General features: G+C 63.3%; 12 protein-coding genes, 2 tRNA genes and 4 pseudogenes. 13 read left to right on the top strand and 5 right to left on the bottom strand.

The window, feature by feature from the left end; genetic code table 11:
- The first annotated feature begins 22 nt into the window (after positions 1–22).
- From gnd to KY499_RS11850, 10 genes and pseudogenes are all read left to right on the top strand, one after another.
- The gene (gnd, locus tag KY499_RS11895; protein WP_219885465.1) at positions 23–907 is read left to right on the top strand and encodes a phosphogluconate dehydrogenase (NAD(+)-dependent, decarboxylating); all 885 of its coding nucleotides are present in this window, start codon (positions 23–25) and stop codon (positions 905–907) included.
- 26 nt (positions 908–933) lie between these two features.
- Positions 934–2,160: a DNA replication/repair protein RecF gene (gene recF / locus KY499_RS11890; RefSeq protein WP_219885464.1), complete on the top strand. Its 1,227-nt coding sequence runs from the start codon at positions 934–936 to the stop codon at positions 2,158–2,160.
- Positions 2,147–2,707, top strand: a complete 561-nt coding sequence (locus tag KY499_RS11885; protein WP_219885463.1) for a DUF721 domain-containing protein — start codon at positions 2,147–2,149, stop codon at positions 2,705–2,707. Before recF ends, KY499_RS11885 begins: the two co-directional genes overlap by 14 nt.
- Positions 2,708–3,119: 412 nt before the next feature.
- Positions 3,120–5,211: pseudogene (gene gyrB / locus KY499_RS11880) on the top strand (DNA topoisomerase (ATP-hydrolyzing) subunit B).
- A gap of 61 nt (positions 5,212–5,272) precedes the next feature.
- A pseudogene (gene gyrA / locus KY499_RS11875) lies at positions 5,273–7,983 on the top strand (DNA gyrase subunit A).
- Positions 7,980–8,549 (top strand): DUF3566 domain-containing protein, encoded by a 570-nt coding sequence (locus KY499_RS11870; RefSeq protein ID WP_123255826.1) that lies wholly within the window; start codon positions 7,980–7,982, stop codon positions 8,547–8,549. Before gyrA ends, KY499_RS11870 begins: the two are co-directional and overlap by 4 nt.
- A 96-nt stretch (positions 8,550–8,645) precedes the next feature.
- Positions 8,646–8,719 (top strand) — tRNA-Ile (locus KY499_RS11865).
- Between the two features lie 32 nt (positions 8,720–8,751).
- Positions 8,752–8,907 (top strand): DLW-39 family protein, encoded by a 156-nt coding sequence (locus KY499_RS11860; protein WP_308813040.1) that lies wholly within the window; start codon positions 8,752–8,754, stop codon positions 8,905–8,907.
- 71 nt (positions 8,908–8,978) lie between these two features.
- A tRNA-Ala gene (locus tag KY499_RS11855) sits at positions 8,979–9,054 on the top strand.
- Positions 9,055–9,137: 83 nt separating this feature from the next.
- Positions 9,138–10,052, top strand: a complete 915-nt coding sequence (locus tag KY499_RS11850) for a DMT family transporter (RefSeq protein ID WP_219885461.1) — start codon at positions 9,138–9,140, stop codon at positions 10,050–10,052.
- A gap of 108 nt (positions 10,053–10,160) precedes the next feature.
- Here KY499_RS11850 and KY499_RS11845 read toward each other — a convergent pair whose 3' ends face one another.
- Positions 10,161–11,033: a glycosyltransferase family 2 protein gene (locus KY499_RS11845; RefSeq protein ID WP_123255860.1), complete on the bottom strand. Its 873-nt coding sequence runs from the start codon at positions 11,031–11,033 to the stop codon at positions 10,161–10,163.
- A 186-nt stretch (positions 11,034–11,219) separates the two neighbouring features.
- Positions 11,220–12,197: a hypothetical protein gene (locus KY499_RS11840; RefSeq protein WP_123255828.1), complete on the bottom strand. Its 978-nt coding sequence runs from the start codon at positions 12,195–12,197 to the stop codon at positions 11,220–11,222.
- A 154-nt stretch (positions 12,198–12,351) separates the two neighbouring features.
- Between KY499_RS11840 and KY499_RS11835 the strand changes: the two genes are divergently transcribed.
- Together KY499_RS11835 and KY499_RS11830 are read left to right on the top strand one after the other, a co-directional pair.
- A complete protein-coding gene (locus KY499_RS11835) occupies positions 12,352–12,897 on the top strand; it encodes a peptidylprolyl isomerase (RefSeq protein ID WP_123255829.1) in 546 nt (181 codons plus the stop codon).
- Between the two features lie 9 nt (positions 12,898–12,906).
- A pseudogene (locus tag KY499_RS11830) lies at positions 12,907–13,777 on the top strand (rhomboid family intramembrane serine protease).
- 1,179 nt (positions 13,778–14,956) lie between these two features.
- Here the strand turns inward: KY499_RS11830 and KY499_RS11825 are convergent.
- Positions 14,957–15,562, bottom strand: a complete 606-nt coding sequence (locus KY499_RS11825; RefSeq protein ID WP_123255831.1) for a DNA-3-methyladenine glycosylase I — start codon at positions 15,560–15,562, stop codon at positions 14,957–14,959.
- A gap of 82 nt (positions 15,563–15,644) precedes the next feature.
- Positions 15,645–15,899 carry a cell division protein CrgA gene (locus KY499_RS11820; RefSeq protein WP_123255832.1) on the bottom strand — a complete coding sequence of 85 codons (255 nt, stop codon included), beginning with the start codon at positions 15,897–15,899 and terminating at the stop codon, positions 15,645–15,647.
- Between the two features lie 296 nt (positions 15,900–16,195).
- Here KY499_RS11820 and KY499_RS11815 point away from each other — a divergent pair, with 296 nt between their 5' ends.
- Complete coding sequence (locus KY499_RS11815; protein WP_123255833.1) at positions 16,196–16,837, top strand: aminodeoxychorismate/anthranilate synthase component II; 642 nt, start codon at positions 16,196–16,198, stop codon at positions 16,835–16,837.
- Between the two features lie 15 nt (positions 16,838–16,852).
- On the opposite strand, the pseudogene pknB reads toward KY499_RS11815, so the two are convergent.
- Positions 16,853–18,800, bottom strand: a pseudogene (gene pknB, locus KY499_RS11810) (Stk1 family PASTA domain-containing Ser/Thr kinase).
- Positions 18,801–18,804: the final 4 nt, after the last annotated feature.

Here is an 18,804-nt window from a genome sequence, read left to right as displayed (position 1 = left end):
AGCGCAGAAAAGAGCCCCTACCGTGCATATCGGACTGATCGGCCTCGGAAAAATGGGCTTCAACATGCGCGAACGCCTGCGCAACGCCGGGATCGAGGTGACCGGTCTGGACCGCAATCCGGACGTCACCGACGTGGCGGGCATGGACGAGCTTATTGCAGCCGTTCCGACTCCGCGGCTGATCTGGGTGATGGTCCCGTCGGGCGACATTACGGAGTCTGTGATCACCGAGCTCGGGAGCAAACTCGACGCCGGCGATCTTGTCATTGACGGCGGGAACTCGAGGTTCACCGAAGACCAAAAACATGCCGCCGCGCTGGCGGACAAGGGAATCCGGTTCGTGGACTGCGGTGTTTCCGGCGGTGTCTGGGGACTGAAGAACGGCTACGGCCTGATGGCGGGCGGCGAAGCCGGGGACATCGAACGTGCCCTTCCCGTCTTTGATGCCCTCCGCCCCGAAGGTGACCGTGCGGACAGCTTCGTCCACGTCGGCGCGGTCGGCGCCGGACACTACGCCAAGATGGTGCATAACGGAATTGAATACGGTCTGATGCAGGCCTACGCAGAGGGCTACGAACTGCTTGCTGCGAAGGACATCATCACCGATCTTCCGGGAACATTCCGGGCCTGGCAGAAGGGCACCGTGGTGCGCTCGTGGCTCCTGGATCTGATGGTTAAAGCCTTGGACGAGGACCCCGGGCTGGCCTCAATCGACGATTATGTGGAGGATTCGGGCGAAGGGCGCTGGACCGTCGAAGAGGCGATTGCGAACGCCGTACCGGCGCCCGCCATTACGGCGGCGCTTTTTGCCCGGTTCTCGTCCCGTGAGGACAATTCTCCGGCCATGAAGATGGTTTCGGCGCTGCGGAATCAGTTCGGCGGACATGCGACCCGGCCGGCCAAGTAATTCCTCGCTGAAGTCCTGAAACCGGCGTGTACCTAGAGCAGCTTTCCCTCACCGATTTCCGCAGCTATAACCAGGTTGATTTGAGCCTGCAGCCCGGAGTCACCGTCATGGTGGGATCCAACGGCGTTGGCAAGACGAACCTGATGGAGGCCATCGGCTACCTTGCCACACTGAGCTCCCACCGGGTCAGCACCGATGCGCCGCTGCTGCGTTTCGGTACCGCACGCGCGATGATCCGGGCCAGGCTGGTCCGCGGTGAACAATCCACGGTGCTGGAACTCGAAATTAATGCCGGCCGGGCCAACCGCGCCCGCATCAACCGCAGCAATCCTGTTCGGCCCCGCGACATTCTGGGCATCTGCCAGACGGTGCTTTTCGCCCCCGAAGACCTGGCCCTGGTCAAGGGCGATCCGTCCAGCCGGCGGCGTTTCCTGGACGAACTTCTGGTCAGCCTCGTGCCGCGGCACGCTGCGACCCGGAGCGACTACGACCGTGTCCTCAAACAACGCAACGCGCTGCTGAAATCCGGGCGTGGCGGCAAATTCACGTCCGGGCACGAGGCGACCCTGGATGTCTGGGACCAGCACATGGCACGGGCCGGGGCCGAACTTCTCTACGCCCGGCTCGAAGTGGTGGAGCTCCTGCGCCCGCATTTGAGGAATGCCTACACAAAGCTCACCGACGGTTCCAAGGAAGCCGGGGCCATCTACCGTTCCACCCTGCAGGAGGCCCTGGACGACGACGGCGGGGTGCCGCTGGGCGCAGTCCCGGCCTCGGGTGGTCCTGACGATCTCCGGATGCTGACGGTGGACGAGCTCACGATGCGTTATGTTCAGGCCTTCGCAGCATCGCGGCGCAGGGAACTTGAACGGGGCGTCTCGCTGGTGGGTCCGCACCGGGACGAACTCGAGTTGGTCCTGGGTCAGGCGCCGGCGAAGGGCTATGCCTCGCATGGCGAGACGTGGTCGATGTGTTTGTCCCTTCGGTTGGCCTCGTACTACGTCATGCTGGACGACGCCCGCACCGGCGGATCCGCGCCCATCCTGATTCTCGACGACGTTTTCGCCGAGCTGGATGTGCAGCGGCGGCGTAAACTGGCGGCAATAGTATCCGGTGCCGAGCAGGTGTTGGTGACTGCCGCCGTCGAGGATGACATCCCGGTTGAATTGGCCGGGCGGCGGGTGAAAGTGGTCCCGGGAGGAATCGATGAGCAGGACATTCCAATGACCAGGAAGTCCGATGAACAGGGATAAGGACGGCGGGCTTCAACCGGGCCGCGACCCTGATGACATCGATGCCGCCCAGGCGGCCCTGAACCGGATGCGCGATGCAGCCGCGGCCCGCGGGGAAATTCGGCGGAAGGCCCCTCGTGCCGGTGGCACCACCGCGAAACCCGGCCGCAGCACCGGCGGCACCCGCGGCTTCGTGCAGTTCCACGGTACGGGCCGAGATCCCTTGGGTCTGGGAAAGGTCGTCGGGCGCCTCGTCGCCGAACGCGGCTGGACGTCGCCCGTGGCCGTCGGCTCGGTCATGGCTGAGTGGTCCACCCTGGTGGGACCGGAAATCTCCGCTCACTGCACGCCCGAAAGTTTCACCGACACGACTCTGCATGTGCGCTGCGATTCCACCGCCTGGGCTACCCAACTGCGGCTGCTGAGCATCAGCCTGTTGGAGAAATTCCGGACTGAACTCGGCGACGGCGTGGTGACCAGCATTCAGGTACTTGGACCGGCGGCGCCGAGCTGGCGCAAGGGCCTCCGGACCGTCAACGGGCGTGGTCCCCGCGACACTTACGGGTAGTCTGCGGGCCGCGCAAACACCCGGGTTCTGACGCGCTGCCGCGAAAACTCTTGAAAAATCCACGGACGGCGTGTAGACCGCCCCACCGGCCCGGTGGCGTATAGGCACCCTAGGGCCGGGCCGCTGAAGCCTTGCAGGGCAAATCAACGGCCTCCCAGCGGCATATTCCCGCCCCGCTTACGGCCCGGGAATGCAGGAATACGGTCACCGACACGCTAGAATTGTGGTAGATAACTGGGCGTCGGTGAAACGTTGACTGGGTCCGTTTCCGGCGTATTTTTGCGTGCGGCAGGCGGTTATTCGAGTCAGCGGACAAACCGGTGCCGTCAGTGACGTGCCTGTTGGCAAAAGCCCCTTTCCCGGAAGGTGCGATGGCCGGCCATCAACGAACATAGAGGAGTCCAGAGCGCCTGTGGCTAACGACAATGCAGAAATCCTGGCAGCGGACGCAGTGGAGGAAGAAGCCTTGACGGCGGATGCTGCGCAAGAGGCCGACACCCGGCCCGGCTACGGTGCCAGCGATATCACGGTCCTTGAGGGCCTGGAAGCCGTCCGGAAACGTCCGGGTATGTACATCGGCTCGACCGGACCGCGAGGTTTGCACCACTTGGTCTACGAAGTGGTGGACAACTCGGTGGATGAGGCCCTGGCCGGGTACTGCACTCACATCGAAATTGTTCTGCAGGCCGACGGCGGTGTCAAAGTCGTGGACAACGGCCGCGGCATCCCGGTCGACATGCACCCGAGCGAGCATAAACCCACGGTGGAAGTTGTCATGACGATCCTGCATGCCGGCGGAAAGTTCGGTGGTGGCGGCTACGCCGTTTCCGGCGGCCTGCACGGCGTGGGTATCTCGGTGGTCAACGCGCTCTCCAGCAGGGTTGATACCGAGGTCCGCAGGCAGGGCCACGTCTGGCGGATGTCCTTCGCCGACGGCGGTAAGCCGCAGGGCAGCCTGGTCAAGGGGGAGGAAGCCACCGAAACCGGCACCACCCAGACGTTCTACCCCGACGCCGGCATTTTTGAATCCACCGAATTCGACTTCGAGACACTGCGCGCCCGCTTCCAGCAGATGGCCTTCCTGAACAAGGGACTGCGCATCACGCTGACGGACGAACGCCGCGCCGCCGAAGAGCCCTCCGAAGTTGACGACCTGGATCTGGACACCGTCCCCACGGAGGGTGAAGTCCCCGCCGAGTTCCACACTGTTGTATACCAGTACGACAACGGCCTGCTCGACTACGTCAAGCACCTGAATTCGGGCAAGAAAGTCGAAGTGGTCCATGAGGACGTCATTGCTTTCGAAACCGAAGACACGGACCGGCATATCGCCCTCGAAATGGCGATGCAGTGGACCAGCTCGTATTCCGAGAGCGTCCACACCTACGCCAATACAATCAACACCCACGAGGGCGGCACCCACGAAGAAGGCTTCCGCGCCGCGATGACCTCGCTCATCAACCGCTACGCGCGGGAGAAGAGCATCATCAAGGAAAAAGACGACAACCTCACCGGCGACGACATCCGCGAAGGGCTGACTGCCGTTATTTCCGTCAAGCTCGCGGAGCCGCAGTTTGAAGGCCAGACCAAGACGAAGCTCGGCAACTCCGAGGTCAAGGGATTCGTCCAGCGGGTGGTCACCGACGGGCTCGGCGACTGGCTGGAAAGGAACCCAGGACCGGCCCGTGACGTGATCCGCAAGGCGATTTCCGCGGCCCAGGCACGCATGGCCGCCCGTAAGGGCCCGCGATAACGCCCGCCGCAAGAGTCCGCTGGAGTCCTTCGGCATGCCGGGTAAACTCTCTGACTGCTCCTCGAAAGACCCGGCAAAGTGCGAGGTCTACATTGTGGAGGGTGACTCCGCAGGCGGCTCCGCCAAGCGCGGCCGCAACCCGGAAACCCAGGCGATCCTGCCGCTGCGCGGAAAGATCCTCAACGTCGAACGCGCACGGCTGGATAAGGCGCTGGGCAACAACGAGGTCCAGTCCATGATCACCGCCTTCGGCACGGGCATCGGCGAGGACTTCGATCTGGCCAAGCTCCGTTATCACAAGATTGTGTTGATGGCCGATGCCGACGTCGATGGCCAGCACATCACCACGTTGCTGATGACATTGCTGTTCCGCTACATGCGCCCGCTGATCGAGAACGGCTATGTGTATCTCGCCCAGCCGCCGCTGTACCGGATTAAGTGGTCCAATGCGCCCCATGACTACGTCTACAGCGACCGGGAACGCGACGCCAAGCTGCTCTCGGGTCAGGCCTCCGGCCGCCGGATCCCGAAGGATAACGGCATCCAGCGCTATAAGGGTCTCGGCGAGATGGACTACACCGAACTCTGGGACACCACCATGGATCCGGACCACCGGACGCTGCTGCAGGTCACCATGGACGATGCCCTTGCCGCCGACCAGATATTCTCCGTCCTGATGGGCGAGGACGTTGAATCCCGCCGGAACTTCATTCAGCAAAACGCCAAGGACGTCCGGTTCCTCGATATCTAAGGGTCACTGCACCCCTAAGAATTCTTGGACAGATATATACCCGAAACGGAAAATATAGACTATGAGTGACGAAATCCCCGAGGTTCCCGCCGGTTCCGCCGGTGCCGCAGAAATTCTTGAAGGTGATGTCCTGACGGACCGGGTCGAGCAGGTGGACCTGCAGACCGAAATGCAGCGGTCCTATCTGGACTACGCCATGGCGGTCATCGTCGGCCGTGCCCTCCCCGATGTCCGCGACGGACTCAAGCCGGTTCACCGCCGTGTCCTGTACGCAATGTTCGACGGCGGCTACCGCCCGGAGCGATCCTTTAACAAGTGCGCCCGCGTGGTCGGCGAAGTCATGGGCCAGTACCACCCACACGGCGACACCGCGATCTACGATGCACTGGTCCGTCTGATCCAGGACTGGACCATGCGCTACCCGCTGGCCCTCGGCCAGGGTAACTTCGGCTCTCCCGGAAACGACGGCGCAGCGGCACCGCGGTACACCGAAACCAAGATGGCGCCGCTCGCTATGGAAATGGTCCGCGACATCGACGAGGAAACCGTCGATTTCCAGGACAACTACGACGGCAAGAACCAGGAACCCACCATCCTGCCGGCGCGCTTCCCGAACCTGCTCGTCAACGGCTCCTCGGGTATCGCCGTGGGCATGGCCACGAACATCCCGCCGCACAATCTCCGGGAGGTTGCCGACGGCGTCCAGTGGTATCTGGCCAACCCGGGCGCCACACGTGAGGAACTGCTCGAAGAGCTGCTCCTGCGAATCAAGGGACCGGATTTCCCGACCGGTGCAACAATCCTGGGCCACAAGGGCATCGAGGATGCGTACCGGACCGGCCGCGGCTCCATCACCATGCGGGGCCGTCGTCAGCGTCGAGGAACTGCAGGGCCGCACCTGCCTGGTGGTGACGGAGTTGCCCTACCAGGCGAACCCGGACAATCTGGCCATTAAGATCGCCGAACTGGTCAAGGACGGCAAGATCTCCGGCATCGCCGATCTCCGGGACGAGACATCCGGCCGCACCGGCCAGCGGCTCGTGATCGTGCTCAAGCGTGACGCCGTTGCCAAGGTGGTGCTGAACAACCTTTACAAGCACACGCAGCTGCAGGACAACTTCGCAGCCAACATGCTCGCGATCGTCGACGGCGTTCCGCGGACCTTGAGCCTTGATGCCTTCATCCGCCACTGGGTAACCCACCAGATGGACGTTATTGCCCGGCGTACCCGCTACCGACTGCGCAAGGCAGAAGAGGAAGCACACATCCTGCGGGCCCTCCTCAAGGCGCTGGACATGCTGGATGAGGTCATTGCCCTGATCCGCGCCTCCAACACCACCGAGGCGGCCCGCGAAGGGCTGATGCGGCTCCTGGACATCGACGAACTCCAGTCCCGCGCGATCCTTGACATGCAGCTGCGCCGGCTCGCTGCCCTGGAGCGCCAGAAAATCCAGGACCGCCATTCCGAACTTGAGGCCCTGATTACCGAGTACAACTCGATCCTGGCCTCCGAAGAGCGCCAGCGCGAGATCATCAGCACCGAACTGGCCGAAATCGTTGCCAAGCACGGCGATGACCGGCGCACCAAGGTCCTGATGGGCTACGACGGCGACATGTCGATGGAAGACCTTATCCCCGAAGAGGAAATGGTCATCACCATCACCCGCGGCGGTTACGTCAAGCGCACCCGCAGCGACAACTACCGCTCCCAACAGCGCGGCGGCAAGGGAATCAAGGGCGCCCAGCTCCGCGGGGACGACGTCGTCGAGCATTTCTTTGTCACTACGACCCACCACTGGCTCCTGTTCTTCACGAACCTGGGACGCGTTTACCGGGCCAAGGCCCTACGAACTCGCCGAGGCGGGACGTGACGCCAAAGGCCAGCATGTCGCGAACCTGCTGGCCTTCCAGCCGGACGAGCACATCGCCCAGGTCCTGGATCTGCGCGATTACCAGCACGCCCCCTATCTCGTGCTCGCGACCAAGCGCGGACTCGTCAAGAAGACCCGGCTGGAGGACTACGACACCAACCGGTCGGCCGGTGTGATTGCCATCAACCTCCGTGACGGGGACGAACTTGTCTCCGCCCAACTGGTTTCAGAAACCGACGACCTCATGCTGGTGTCCCGGATGGGCCAGTCCATCCGCTTCACGGCCACGGACGAGGCCTTGCGTCCCATGGGCCGCGCCACCTCCGGCGTCACGGGCATGAAGTTCCGCGAGGATGACGAACTGCTGGCGGCCGACGTCGTCACGGACGGCTCGTACGTCTTTATTGTCACCGAGGGAGGCTTTGCGAAGCGCACTGCCGTTGAGGAATACCGGCTCCAGGGCCGCGGCGGCCTCGGCATCAAGGTCGGCAAGTATCAGGAGGAACGGGGGCATCTCGTCGGTGCCCTCATCGTCCAGGAAGAAGACGAAGTCCTGGTGGTTATGGAGGGCGGGAAGGTGGTCCGCTCCTCGGTCACCGGTGTCCCCGCCAAGGGCAGGGACACCATGGGCGTGATTTTTGCCAAGCCAGACAAGAACGACCGCATCATCGCCGTCGCACGCAACAGTGAACGCGGCCTTGAGACCGAGGAAACCGACGGCGACGGCGGCTCCGTCGGTGGCCCCGAAGATCAGGCAACGGCAGCGGATGACGTAACGTTGGCAGGAGATACCGGATCCAACATGGGGTCCGCAGATGCAGCATCAGCTCCGGGCCCGGCGTCAGAAGAGTCACCGGGCAATGCCGAGCTGGACGAAGAAAACACCGGAGGTAACGAGTGAGTAATTCCGACTCATATCCCAAGCCGAGCAGCGGCGTTCCCGGCGGCGTGCGGCAGCCCGCCTCCGCCCCCAGGGTAAGTGCCCCTCAGCGCCCCTCAGCGCCGGGCCAGCGCCCCACCATGCAGGCCCCGCGCCCCGACGCGCCGAGCCAGCGCCCCGGCCAGGGATCAGCGGGCCTCATCAAGCCGGCCCCCAAAGCCAAAGTCCGCCGCGCACGCTTGCTGGTCAGCAAGGTGGAACCGTGGTCGGTGCTGAAAATGGCATTCCTGCTCTCGGTGGCTCTGGGCATTGTGACCGTCGTGGCCGCCATCGTGCTCTGGACTGTGTTGGACCTGACGGGGATATTCGACCAGGTCGACAGCCTCCTCGGGACCCTTGCAGGTTCGGAAGGTGGCGGCTTCGAGCTGAAGAAGGTTGCATCGCTGGGCCAGGTGGCATCGTTCGCCACGATCATCGCCGTGATTAATGTGGTTTTGCTCACTGCACTGTCCATGCTCTCCGCGGTGCTGTACAACATCGCGGCAACACTCGTTGGCGGCATCGGCGTTACCCTTACCGACGATTAGAAGCCATTTTTTCCCGGATTTCCGCGGAAAAATGCCTCGATTTGAGATCGGGCCGGGATGTGCTGTAAAGTCATGTCTCGGCCCGAAGAGGCATCGGGGCGTATAGCTCAGGCGGTTAGAGCGCTTCGCTGATAACGAAGAGGTCCCAGGTTCAAGTCCTGGTACGCCCACGGAACCTGTACAGGTTTCTTGTGGAAATGATGTGAAGGTGCGGAGATATCCGGACCGGAACGGGGTGCATGTGAAGAAGTTGCTTGTTCTCGCAGCTACGATCGCAGGCGTCCTGCTCTACAGGAAAGTGCAGGAATCTGAGGCCCGGAAAACAGTCTGGAGCCAGTCAACCGATTCGATTGACTAGCTCGGATAACCCAAGCAGACGCTGAACGAAGCGTTTCGCAACTGGGGTATGATTACTGGGTTGCTTCTTATGGGGGCATGGCGCAATTGGTAGCGCACCTGCTTTGCAAGCAGGGGGTTCGGGGTTCGAGTCCCCGTGCCTCCACCATAAGGAAGAGTCCCGGATCGCGGAAACGCGTTCCGGGACTTTTTGCGTAACGGGGTCTCCGACGGTCCGACTATTGTTGGACCGTGAACTTCTTCCTTGCCGCTGTGGGTGTGCTCGGCGTGGCTTCTTCAGGACCGCTGATCGCCGCCACCCTGGGCGCCACCTCCGTCAGCGCCCTCGCAATAGCCTTCTGGCGCACCGCAATCGGAGCCGCCGTTATGTCCGGCCCCGTTGTGGTCCGGGAACCCCGGGAGTTCGCCCGGGTCACAGGCAGCGAGTTCCGGTGGTCACTGGCGGCCGCTGTTGCCCTGGCCTTGCACTTTGCCTGCTTCATTACGGCCCTGCAGTTGACCTCGGTGGCCGCCGCTACGGCCCTGGTCTGTCTGCAGTCAGGCTGGATTGCGGTTTTCCAGATGTTTCGTGGAGTCAGGCACCGCTGGCCTGTCATGGTAGGCCTGGGCATCGCCTTCGGCGGAGTCGTAGCCATCACAGGATTCGATCTCGGATCCTCTTCCGGAGCTCTTCTTGGTGACCTGCTGGCCGTCGCCGGCGGGGCCTTGGCCGGGATCTACACGCTGGCAGGCGGAAAGGCCCGCCAGACGATGGGTACCGGTGTCTACACAACGCTCTGCTACGGCATGTGCGCGGCCATCGTGGCCGTGATGGCACTGGTCTCAGGCCAGCCGCTCGCAGGCTTCGAGACCGCGGGCTGGCTCGGTATCCTGGCCATCACCGTATGTGCCCAACTGGTGGGACACACCGCCTTTAACCACCTTCTGGCAACAATGAGTCCGCTGTTGGTGTCAATGATCATCCTGCTGGAGATTCCCGGTGCCGCTCTTCTGGCCGCGGGGTTCCTGGCCGAAAAGCTGCCGGCCGGGACCTACGCGGGATTGGCGTTGATCCTGGTGGGGCTCGCCGTCGTTGTGCTGGGCCAACGCAGGTCCCGGTCACCACGGCGCCTCCCGGCCCGGCTCGCGGAACTGGGCACCGACTAGGGCAGAGCCGCGGATCCCCGGCCGGGATAACAGCAGGAGGGATAACAGCAGGAGGGACAACAGCAGCCGGAGGTGTGATGCTGCCGGTCGATTCGTCAGGCGGGACGCCTACTGTCCGCCGCGGCGCACCGACTGGGCGGTGTTGACCGTGTGGATGGCCCGGAGGAGCTTCGCCGGGAAATACACCGAGAAGAAGACGACCATGGGGGCCTTCAGCGCCATCTTCTTCACATTGTGCGCCTTATACGTCCGGTCAAAACGGGTCACGTAGTAGCGGTAGTCCCGCGGTGAATCCTCAAGGCGCCGTGCCGACATGCCGGATACCATCTGCGGCCAGTACTGGATTCTCAGATCATGGTCGGCCAAATGCAGGGAAAGATCGATGTCCTCGTGCATTTCATCGCGCTCATCCCGGCACGACTCATCCCGGATGATTTCCCAGGCTGAGCGGCGCAGGGCCATATTGGATCCGAACAGGAAGTGATATTGATGCTTCGCGAGTTTGAGCATCAGTTGGCGCATCTTGTCGTCTGCCTTGAGCCCAAAGCGCCGCATCGGCATGTCGTAGTACACCACCGGCCCGGTGGCGGCATGCACGGACTCGTCCTTGAAAGCGGCCTGGACCTGCTCCACCCAATCCGGCTCGAGCACCGAGTCCGCATCGATCCGGCCGAGGATATCGCCCGTGGCGTGGTCCAGGCCGAAGTTGCGGGTGGGGATAAGACCCTGCGTCTGGCTCTGGCTGAGCAAAATGATGCGGCTTTCCGGATACTCCGTTTGCATCTGCAGCACAATATCGGCGGTCCGGTCAGTTGACAGGTTGTCCACCACGATGATTTCTTCGGCCGGGACGGACTGGTAGACGGCGGCGATGAGGCATTGCCGGATGACACTTTCCTCGTTGTATGCCGGAATGACAATAGATACCGCCGGTAAGGCGGTGGGGGACACGGAATCCTCGGGGGATCTATTGGCAGACATCCCCATAAATCTAGCACCTGCGGTGTCTCTCAACCCCGGGATGTGTCAGCCAGGCCGGGCACGGTCGTATAACTCTCCGGGAACACCCGGCAAACCCGGCACATCGTTAAACACCGAGGGAGGGCCCCGCTTCGTGGCGGAATCCCTCCCTCTATGTGCCCTTGGACGGGCGGCGGTCAGCGGCCGCTATTTGCCGTTTTTGTCCGCGTCGCTGGACATGTTGGCTGCGATGTTGCGCACCGCTGTCTTCGCGTCTGTGGCCACCTTGGACGCAGCCTCGGCGGCATCCTCGGCGGTCGCCTGGGCTGTTTCGGCAGCGTCGTCTGCCGCGTCTGCCACCGTGTCTGAGACCTTGGCTGACGAATCCGCAGCAGCGTCAGCAGCGGAAACGGCCACGTCTCCAGCCTTCTCGGCAGCATCTGCGAGGGCGTCCTGGGCCTCGTTCACAGTGGCTGCCGGTACCGGGGCAGGCGTCACCGGTGACGGGGTCTTCCACGGATCCTCGACGGGCTTAGAGGCCTTCCAGGCTGCCACACCGGCGGCTGCGGCGGCCGCGACGACGCCAAAGATCAGCAAGCCCCGGTGCTTACGCTTCCGGGGCCGGGCAACTTCAATGCCCACGGCTTTACCTGCCCCGTTGGCGACCGACTTGAGTTGCACCCCGGCATCCTGGGCCTGGTCCTGAATGTTGCGGACGAAACCGGAATCGACAAACTTCTGGGCAACGGCATCAACCCGGACAGGAGCGCTTTCCAGAGTCCGGTAGACCGCGTCGGAAGCGACGCCAATCTGGCCTGACAGCTTGGGAAGATACTCAACGACGACACGGTCACGCGCCTGGCTGATCGCGGGCGTGGCCCGATCCAGGGCCTCATGGAGACGGGGAGTGGCGCCCTCGACGGCGTCGTGAATCCTCGGCGCCAACTGTGCCAGCCCATCCTGAAGCCTCGGCGTAACAGTGGCGACGCCATCCGCGAGATTGTGGGCAGCGGATTTGATCCCCCCGTGGATTTTGGGGGCGGCGATGTCCAGCCCCTGCTGCAGGCGCGGAACAGCCCAATGCACGGCTGCTTCAACCCGGGGGGCAGCCCAGTCCTTGGCATTCTCTACTCCGGTATTGACTGACTGCTCCAGGTCCCGGGCAATACGATCCGTTTTCTTCACAACTACCTCCCGATTAATGTGACGGTTCTGTTGTTAGCCTACGTGTCCCGGATCGCACCGGCCATTATTCCGGCTCAATTCGGGGCAATTTCACCCAGCGCGGAACTGACGGCGGGGTCCTGTACGCCGAGGCCCGCCATGGAAGAATAGCCGTATGACTGCCATCGCAACTGCAAAAGCAACCATCCACACGAGCCTCGGCGACATTGCCGTTAACCTCTTCGGCAACCACGCGCCAAAGACCGTCAAGAACTTCGTCGGCCTGGCCACCGGCGAGCAGGCCTGGACCCACCCCGAAACGGGTGAGGACAAAACCGGTACGCCGCTGTACGACGGCACCATCTTCCACCGCATCATCAAGGACTTTATGGTCCAGGCCGGCGATCCCCTGGGTCGTGGCACCGGCGGACCGGGCTACAAGTTCGACGACGAAATCCACCCCGAACTGACCTTCGCCGAGCCCTACAAACTGGCTATGGCGAATGCCGGTGTCCAGATGGGACGCGGTACCAACGGCTCCCAGTTCTTTATCACCACGATCCCCACGGGCTGGCTGCAGGGCAAGCACAGCATCTTCGGCGAAGTGGCCGACGAGGATTCCAAGAAAGTCGTTGACTCCATCGAGGCCGTCCGCACCGGAATGGCGGACCGTCCGGTCGAGGACGTCGTCATCAACAGCATTGACGTTGAACAGCTCTAGTCCCAGCGCATGAGCTACGGAATTCCGGCGGCCGAGCCGTCCGCGCAGATCCCGGTGTGCCCGAGGCACCCGGACCGCCCCGCATACGTGCGCTGCCAGCGGTGTGGGCGTCCCGCGTGTCCTGACTGCCAGCGGGCGGCCGCCGTCGGATTCCAGTGTGTTGACTGTGTTAACGAAGCAAGCCGGGCCCTTCCCCGGACCAAAACCGTTTACGGGGGCGCCGCCGCGGGCGGCAGGGCCCGTCGTTACGCTCGCCATCATCGGGTTGTGCGTGCTGGTCTACGTTTTGCAATGGCTCGTTCCCAACGACGGGATATACCAGGAACTGGCCTACGCCCCCGCATTCACGGACATCGAACCGTGGCGGATGCTCACCTCGGCCTTCCTGCACTCCCAGGGATTCCTGCTACATATCGTCCTGAACATGTACACGCTCTGGATTTTCGGCCAGGTCCTGGAACCTTTGCTGGGCCGCATCCGTTTTTTCGCCATCTATGTGGTGTCCGCTATTGGCGGCTCAGCGGGATTCCTGCTGCTGACCCCCGTCTACCCGGCCAGCGGCCCGGTGGGCGTGGTGGGGGCTTCCGGAGCCATCTTTGGCTTGTTCGGGGCCATGCTGGTGGTCCAGCGCCACCGCGGCGGGGATATCCGTCAACTTCTCGTCCTCGTCGCCATCAACGGTGTGATCGGCTTTATGGTCCCGCAGATAGCGTGGCAGGCTCACCTCGGCGGTCTCGTGACCGGCGCCCTGTGCGCCGCTGCCGTCGCCTATGCACCCAAAGGGTCCCGCCGTGGATTGCTGCAGGCCGGCGGGATCGTCGTCGTCCTGGCCCTGGTAATTGTCGTCTCCGTCCTGCGGATGGCCGGCGCCGGCGCATAGCCGCGGCGTGACTGACCCGCGCCCACGGCCGGGCGTGCGGTCAACCGGGCCCCCAGCGCGGCTGACCCACCGCGGTCTTCAGTCCCCTTCCCCGGTTCAACGACCGGGTCTACTGCCGCGCCCGCCCCAGCGCTCCGCTTGGGGCGCCCCGCCGCCCCAGCAGCGCTTCGCCCGGACGGCGTCCCGCCCGGCATCAACCACCCTGATCGTGCCGCGCGACCCCGTCTGCGGGAGTTGTCCACAGTGTTTATCCACAGTGTTAGTAACTTACATCCATGTAGTTCAGAATGCGCTGCTTGATCTGAAGGCCACAACGGGCAGATTCTCCACGCTGCAGCGCCTGGTATTTCATGTTGTCCACAATTGTGGATAACTCCTGTGGGTTGTCCTGTGGTTAAGTGGACAACTTTCGGATGATTCGACGGGCAGTACAACGTCAGGCCCCCGGCACTGGCACCAGGACCGGCACCGGCACCCGAACCGAGAACGCGCAGCCTCCGTTGCCAAGGAGAAGGAGCATGACTCCGCATTCCGCGGCAATGGCTCGGAAGCCCGCGTCGTTACCTGCAGCGACTCATGAGCGGCATCGCGGCGGGTTCCATTCGCCAGAAGCAGAAGCAGAAGAAGAAGCAGAAGCAGGAGCGGTTGCAGCGAGGCTCCGGGCATCAGTGACTGATTCTCCGGCCACACCTGCCTGTCCACATGGCTCGCCGCCGATCCTGATCTCAACAGGTTATGCACAGTGTTAATAACGCGACGCTCCCCGGGCCCCGTTGCCCGCGGTACCGGATCGGCGGGACACAGAGCCCCGCCCCACGGTGCGGGAAAACCAGTTATCCCCAGTTGTGGATAACTTGTGGGTACCGGGTTGTTATTAAGTGGAAAACTTTGACGTTTTCCACACCGTGTCGCTCCGCTCCAGGCCTGCCGACCGTGCAGGGCCGCATAAAACCGGCCTTCAGTCGGGGAGGTCTTCCGGTTTTCCACAGACGATCCACATTGTTAATAACTAACACCGCTGTTATTCAGCATTCCGGCCGGGACGGAATTTCGCGGTGGAACCCCACACCGCGCCGCGATACGGGGCAGGGCGGAAAAACCCACGCTAAGTTATCCCCATTGTGGATAACTTAATGAAAAGTTGTGCACAAGTGTGAACAACCCGTCTCCAGTGCCGGCTCAGCGAGGCCAGATGCCGGAGCTGCCCCGCCGGTGACTGTCCAGAAGATGCGTATCCACCATCCCGACAGCTTCCATCAGCGCGAACATCGTCGTCGGCCCGACAAAGGCAAAGCCCTTCTTCCGGAGCGCCTTGGACAACGCAATGGACTCCGGCGACGTTGTCGGGATTTGGTCCGTCAACACCGGCTCCGGCGTTGAGGCAGGCTGGAAGCCCCACACGAAGTCGACCAGCCCGCCGTCGTCCCTTAGGGCGAGCGTTGCGCGGGCGTTGGTGATGGTCGCCCGGATCTTGAGCCGGTTCCTGACGATGCCGGCGTCCTGTAGCAGGCGTTCGACGTCGGCCTCGGTGAAGTCGGCCACCGCATCCGGCTGAAACCCTTGAAAGGCCGTGCGGAACGCCGGCCGCTTGCGAAGAATGGTCGCCCAGGACAGACCGGCCTGAAATGCCTCAAGGCTGATCCGCTCGAAGAGTCCCTGCTCGTCCCGGACGGGCAGACCCCACTCATGGTCGTAGTAGTCACGGAGCATTGGGTTGGTCGCCGCCCAGGGGGGCCGGCCCAGACCGTCATCGCCGGTAATGGGGCCGTTCAGTGTCGGGCTCATGTGCCGTCCTTGCTTAAACGGCAGGGCCGGCACACAGTCCGTGTACCGGCCCCGCAGGGTTCTTCCGCAGTGCAACAGTGTTTCAGGAGCGCCAGCGGGTGGTCATGAGGAAGCCCAGAATGGCGATTCCAAAGCCTGCGACGATATTCCACGAAGACCATGCCTGGACCGGGAGGGCCCCTTCGCTGATGTAGAAGGTGATGATCCATAGCAGGCCGATGATCATCAGGCCGAACATCACCGGTTTGAACCATACGGCGTTGGGCTTGTAGGCCTGCGCGGCAGGTGACTGCGGCGCCACGGCAGCTGTCTTCTTTCGCGGCTTCGACTCGGGCACTGGTCCTCCTTGGCGTTGTGGAACGAGAGCGGCAACTGGCTTGATATCCTGCGGGAAGTACAACGCAGGCGGGCAAAGCGCTCTTGGTCAATTCTTGGATTTCTTGTTCGCTGCCAATTCTAGCTGGAGATCAGTCGCCACCGCTTTCGGCAGCCGCCGGGTTCCCGTTTGATTCAGGATCGTGACGTCGCTGGTGTTGGCAGGCGGCGTACTGGTATTGATGGTTCAGTTCCTTTTTCCTGAATGGCGCAACTTACCCCGTTCACAGATTCAACGATTGGTTCACCAAGGCACCCATGAGTACAACCAAGATCCTTGTCGTAGACAACTACGACAGCTTTGTCTACACGCTGGTCGGCTATCTCCAGGAGCTTGGCGCCGAAACTACGGTGGTCCGGAACGACGACGTCACCCTGGCTGAGGCAATAGAGATGGCGACGGCCCGCGACGGTGTCCTCGTCTCGCCGGGCCCGGGGACTCCAGCCGAAGCCGGAGTCTGTATTGAACTGATCAAGTGGTGCGGCAGCCACGGCAAACCCATGCTCGGGGTGTGTCTGGGCCACCAGGCGCTGGCCGAGGCCTACGGCGGGACCGTGACCCACGCCGCCGAACTCATGCACGGGAAGACATCCTTGGTCGAGCACAATGGCACGAGTGTTTTCGCCGGGCTGCGATCCCCCCTCACTGCCACGCGCTACCACTCGCTGGCGGCCGTGCGGGAGAGCATCCCGGAGACCCTCGAAATCACCGCTGCCACCGGCAGCGGAGTGGTGATGGGTTTGCAGCATCGGACCGCTCCGCTCTGCGGCGTTCAGTTCCACCCTGAATCCGTGCTTACCGAAGGTGGATACCAAATGCTGGGAAACTGGCTGGAATCGCTGGGAATGGCAGGGGCCGCGGCCCGGGCAGCGCACCTGAGCCCGCTCATTAAGCACTGACGCTCTGCAGGCCGCTTAGTTGTCGGAGTCCGGCTTCGTGGCCGACGGCGTAGGGATCGGGGCAGGTTCCGGTGCTTTGGCAACGGTGACCGAAATGGTCTTCCCCTGTTCGACGGCGGCTTCCGCAGCGTCGCTTTGCCCGGTTACTTTGCCCGGCTGAACCTGGGAGTTCGAGACTTCCGTCACGCTGATAGACAACCCCACGTCCGTTAGCGCAGCCTCCGCGTCGGCCTGCAAAAGCCCGATAAGTTGCGGCACGGCAACCTTGCCGGTGGAGACGATGAGTTCCACCGTGCTGCCAACAGCCACGCTCTGGCCGGGCTCGGGACTGGTCGTGATCACGGCGCCGGCCGGCACTCCCGGGCTGTTCGCCATTCTGGTGGCCGGTGCGCCGACCAGTCCCTTCTGGCGCAGGACGTCACGCGCGGCCGCCTCCGTCCGGCCGGGCAAATCAGCGGGAATGGCTACGGCGGCCGGTCCATCGGAGATGTTGAGCGTGACCTCGGAACTGGGATCGAGGGAACTTCCCGACGCCGGGGCGGTCCCGATCGCGTTGCCCTTGGCTATGGTGGCGTGCTGCTGCCGCTGGATCTGCGGTCTGAAGCCGGCGTTATAGAGCTTCTGGAGTGCCTCGGACTCCGTCAGCGACGACACCGGCGGGACAAGGACCTGGGCGACGGGCGGCGGCTCCTGATTCATCATGTTGTACAGCCACAACCCGCCACCGGCGAGTACCAGGGTGGCGAGGACGAAGAGCGTGGCGATCCAGGTCCGACGCCGGGACCGCTGCAGCCGGCTGTGTTCGCGCTCGGCCGCCAGTGCCCGCGGCGAACTGTCCCCGTCCGTCCGGCCGAACAGGTCCGAATCACGGGCCGTATCGGCGTGCCTTTCATCCGGGACAGCGGCGTTATCCGCGGCCGGCCGGACCGGTTCTGCGGGCGCCTCATCCAGGAACCGGGTCCCAGTGAGCGAGAAAGCAGCGGTCACGGCGTCGTCGAACCGGTGGACAGTGTTGGTCGGGTTGGTGGGAGCCTCACTGGCCGGCGCCGGCGTCACTCCGACGCCGCTGCGCGCGGCCCGCAGGGCGCGGCGGAAGGCCGCGGCATCCTGGAAACGGTCAGCCCGGTTCTTTTGGAGAGCCTTCGTCAGGACACTGTCCAGCGCCGGAGACACGTCGGGATTCAGGCTGGCGGCCGGCTCCGGGATTTCGCGCACGTGCTGGTAGGCCACCGACACCGGGCTGTCCCCGATGAACGGGGGCCGGCCGGCCAGCATTTCGTAGAGCAGGCAGCCGGCCGAGTAGAGGTCGCTGCGGGCATCAACCGTTTCGCCGCGGGGCCTGTTCCGGGGAAAGATACTGCGCGGTGCCCACGACCGCCTGCGTCTGGGTCATGGTCGCGGCCGAGTCCGCGATGGCACGGGCAATCCCGAAGTCCATCACCTTGACGGTGCCCGAGCCGGGACAGAACATCACATTTGCGGGCTTGATGTCCCGGTGGACGATCCCGGCTTTATGGCTGTACTCGAGGGCCGAAAGAACCCCGAGCATGAAGTCGATCGCCTCATCGATCGTGACTTCATTGGCCCGGATAAGGTCACGGATGGTCTTGCCCGAAACAAATTCCATCACGATGTAGGGCACGCGCACAGTGTCGTGATGGTCCCCGGGAACAGCATGGTCCCCGGTGTCGTAGACGGCCACAATTGACGGGTGGTTGAGCGCAGCCACGGCCTGGGCCTCCCGCTTGAACCGGGCCTGGAACTGAGGGTCCCTGGCCAGATCCGGACGCAGCAGCTTCACGGCCACAGTACGGCCGAGCCGGGTGTCGATACCCCGGAAAACATCGGCCATTCCGCCGCGGCCGATCAGTTCACCCAGCTCATAGCGTCCGCTGAGGACGCGTTGCGTTGCCTCGGGGCCGCGGTCCTCCCTGTGTGACGGTGTGCGGGGTGAAGTAGACACGGCT

It is taken from the genome of Arthrobacter sp. PAMC25284, from assembly GCF_019443425.1.
In the GTDB taxonomy this organism is placed as follows: Bacteria; Actinomycetota; Actinomycetes; order Actinomycetales; family Micrococcaceae; genus Arthrobacter; species Arthrobacter oryzae_A.
This window is presented reverse-complemented; position numbering and strand designations above follow the sequence as displayed.

Bases quoted from the DNA above. Each gene is read 5' to 3' on its own strand.
- KY499_RS11845 (WP_123255860.1), bottom strand. From the start codon at position 11,033: ATGTCTGCCAATAGATCCCCCGAGGATTCCGTGTCCCCCACCGCCTTA.
- KY499_RS11825 (WP_123255831.1), bottom strand. From the start codon at position 15,562: ATGAGCCCGACACTGAACGGCCCCATTACCGGCGATGACGGTCTGGGC.
- KY499_RS11885 (WP_219885463.1), top strand. From the start codon at position 2,147: ATGAACAGGGATAAGGACGGCGGGCTTCAACCGGGCCGCGACCCTGAT.
- KY499_RS11815 (WP_123255833.1), top strand. From the start codon at position 16,196: ATGAGTACAACCAAGATCCTTGTCGTAGACAACTACGACAGCTTTGTC.
- KY499_RS11835 (WP_123255829.1), top strand. From the start codon at position 12,352: ATGACTGCCATCGCAACTGCAAAAGCAACCATCCACACGAGCCTCGGC.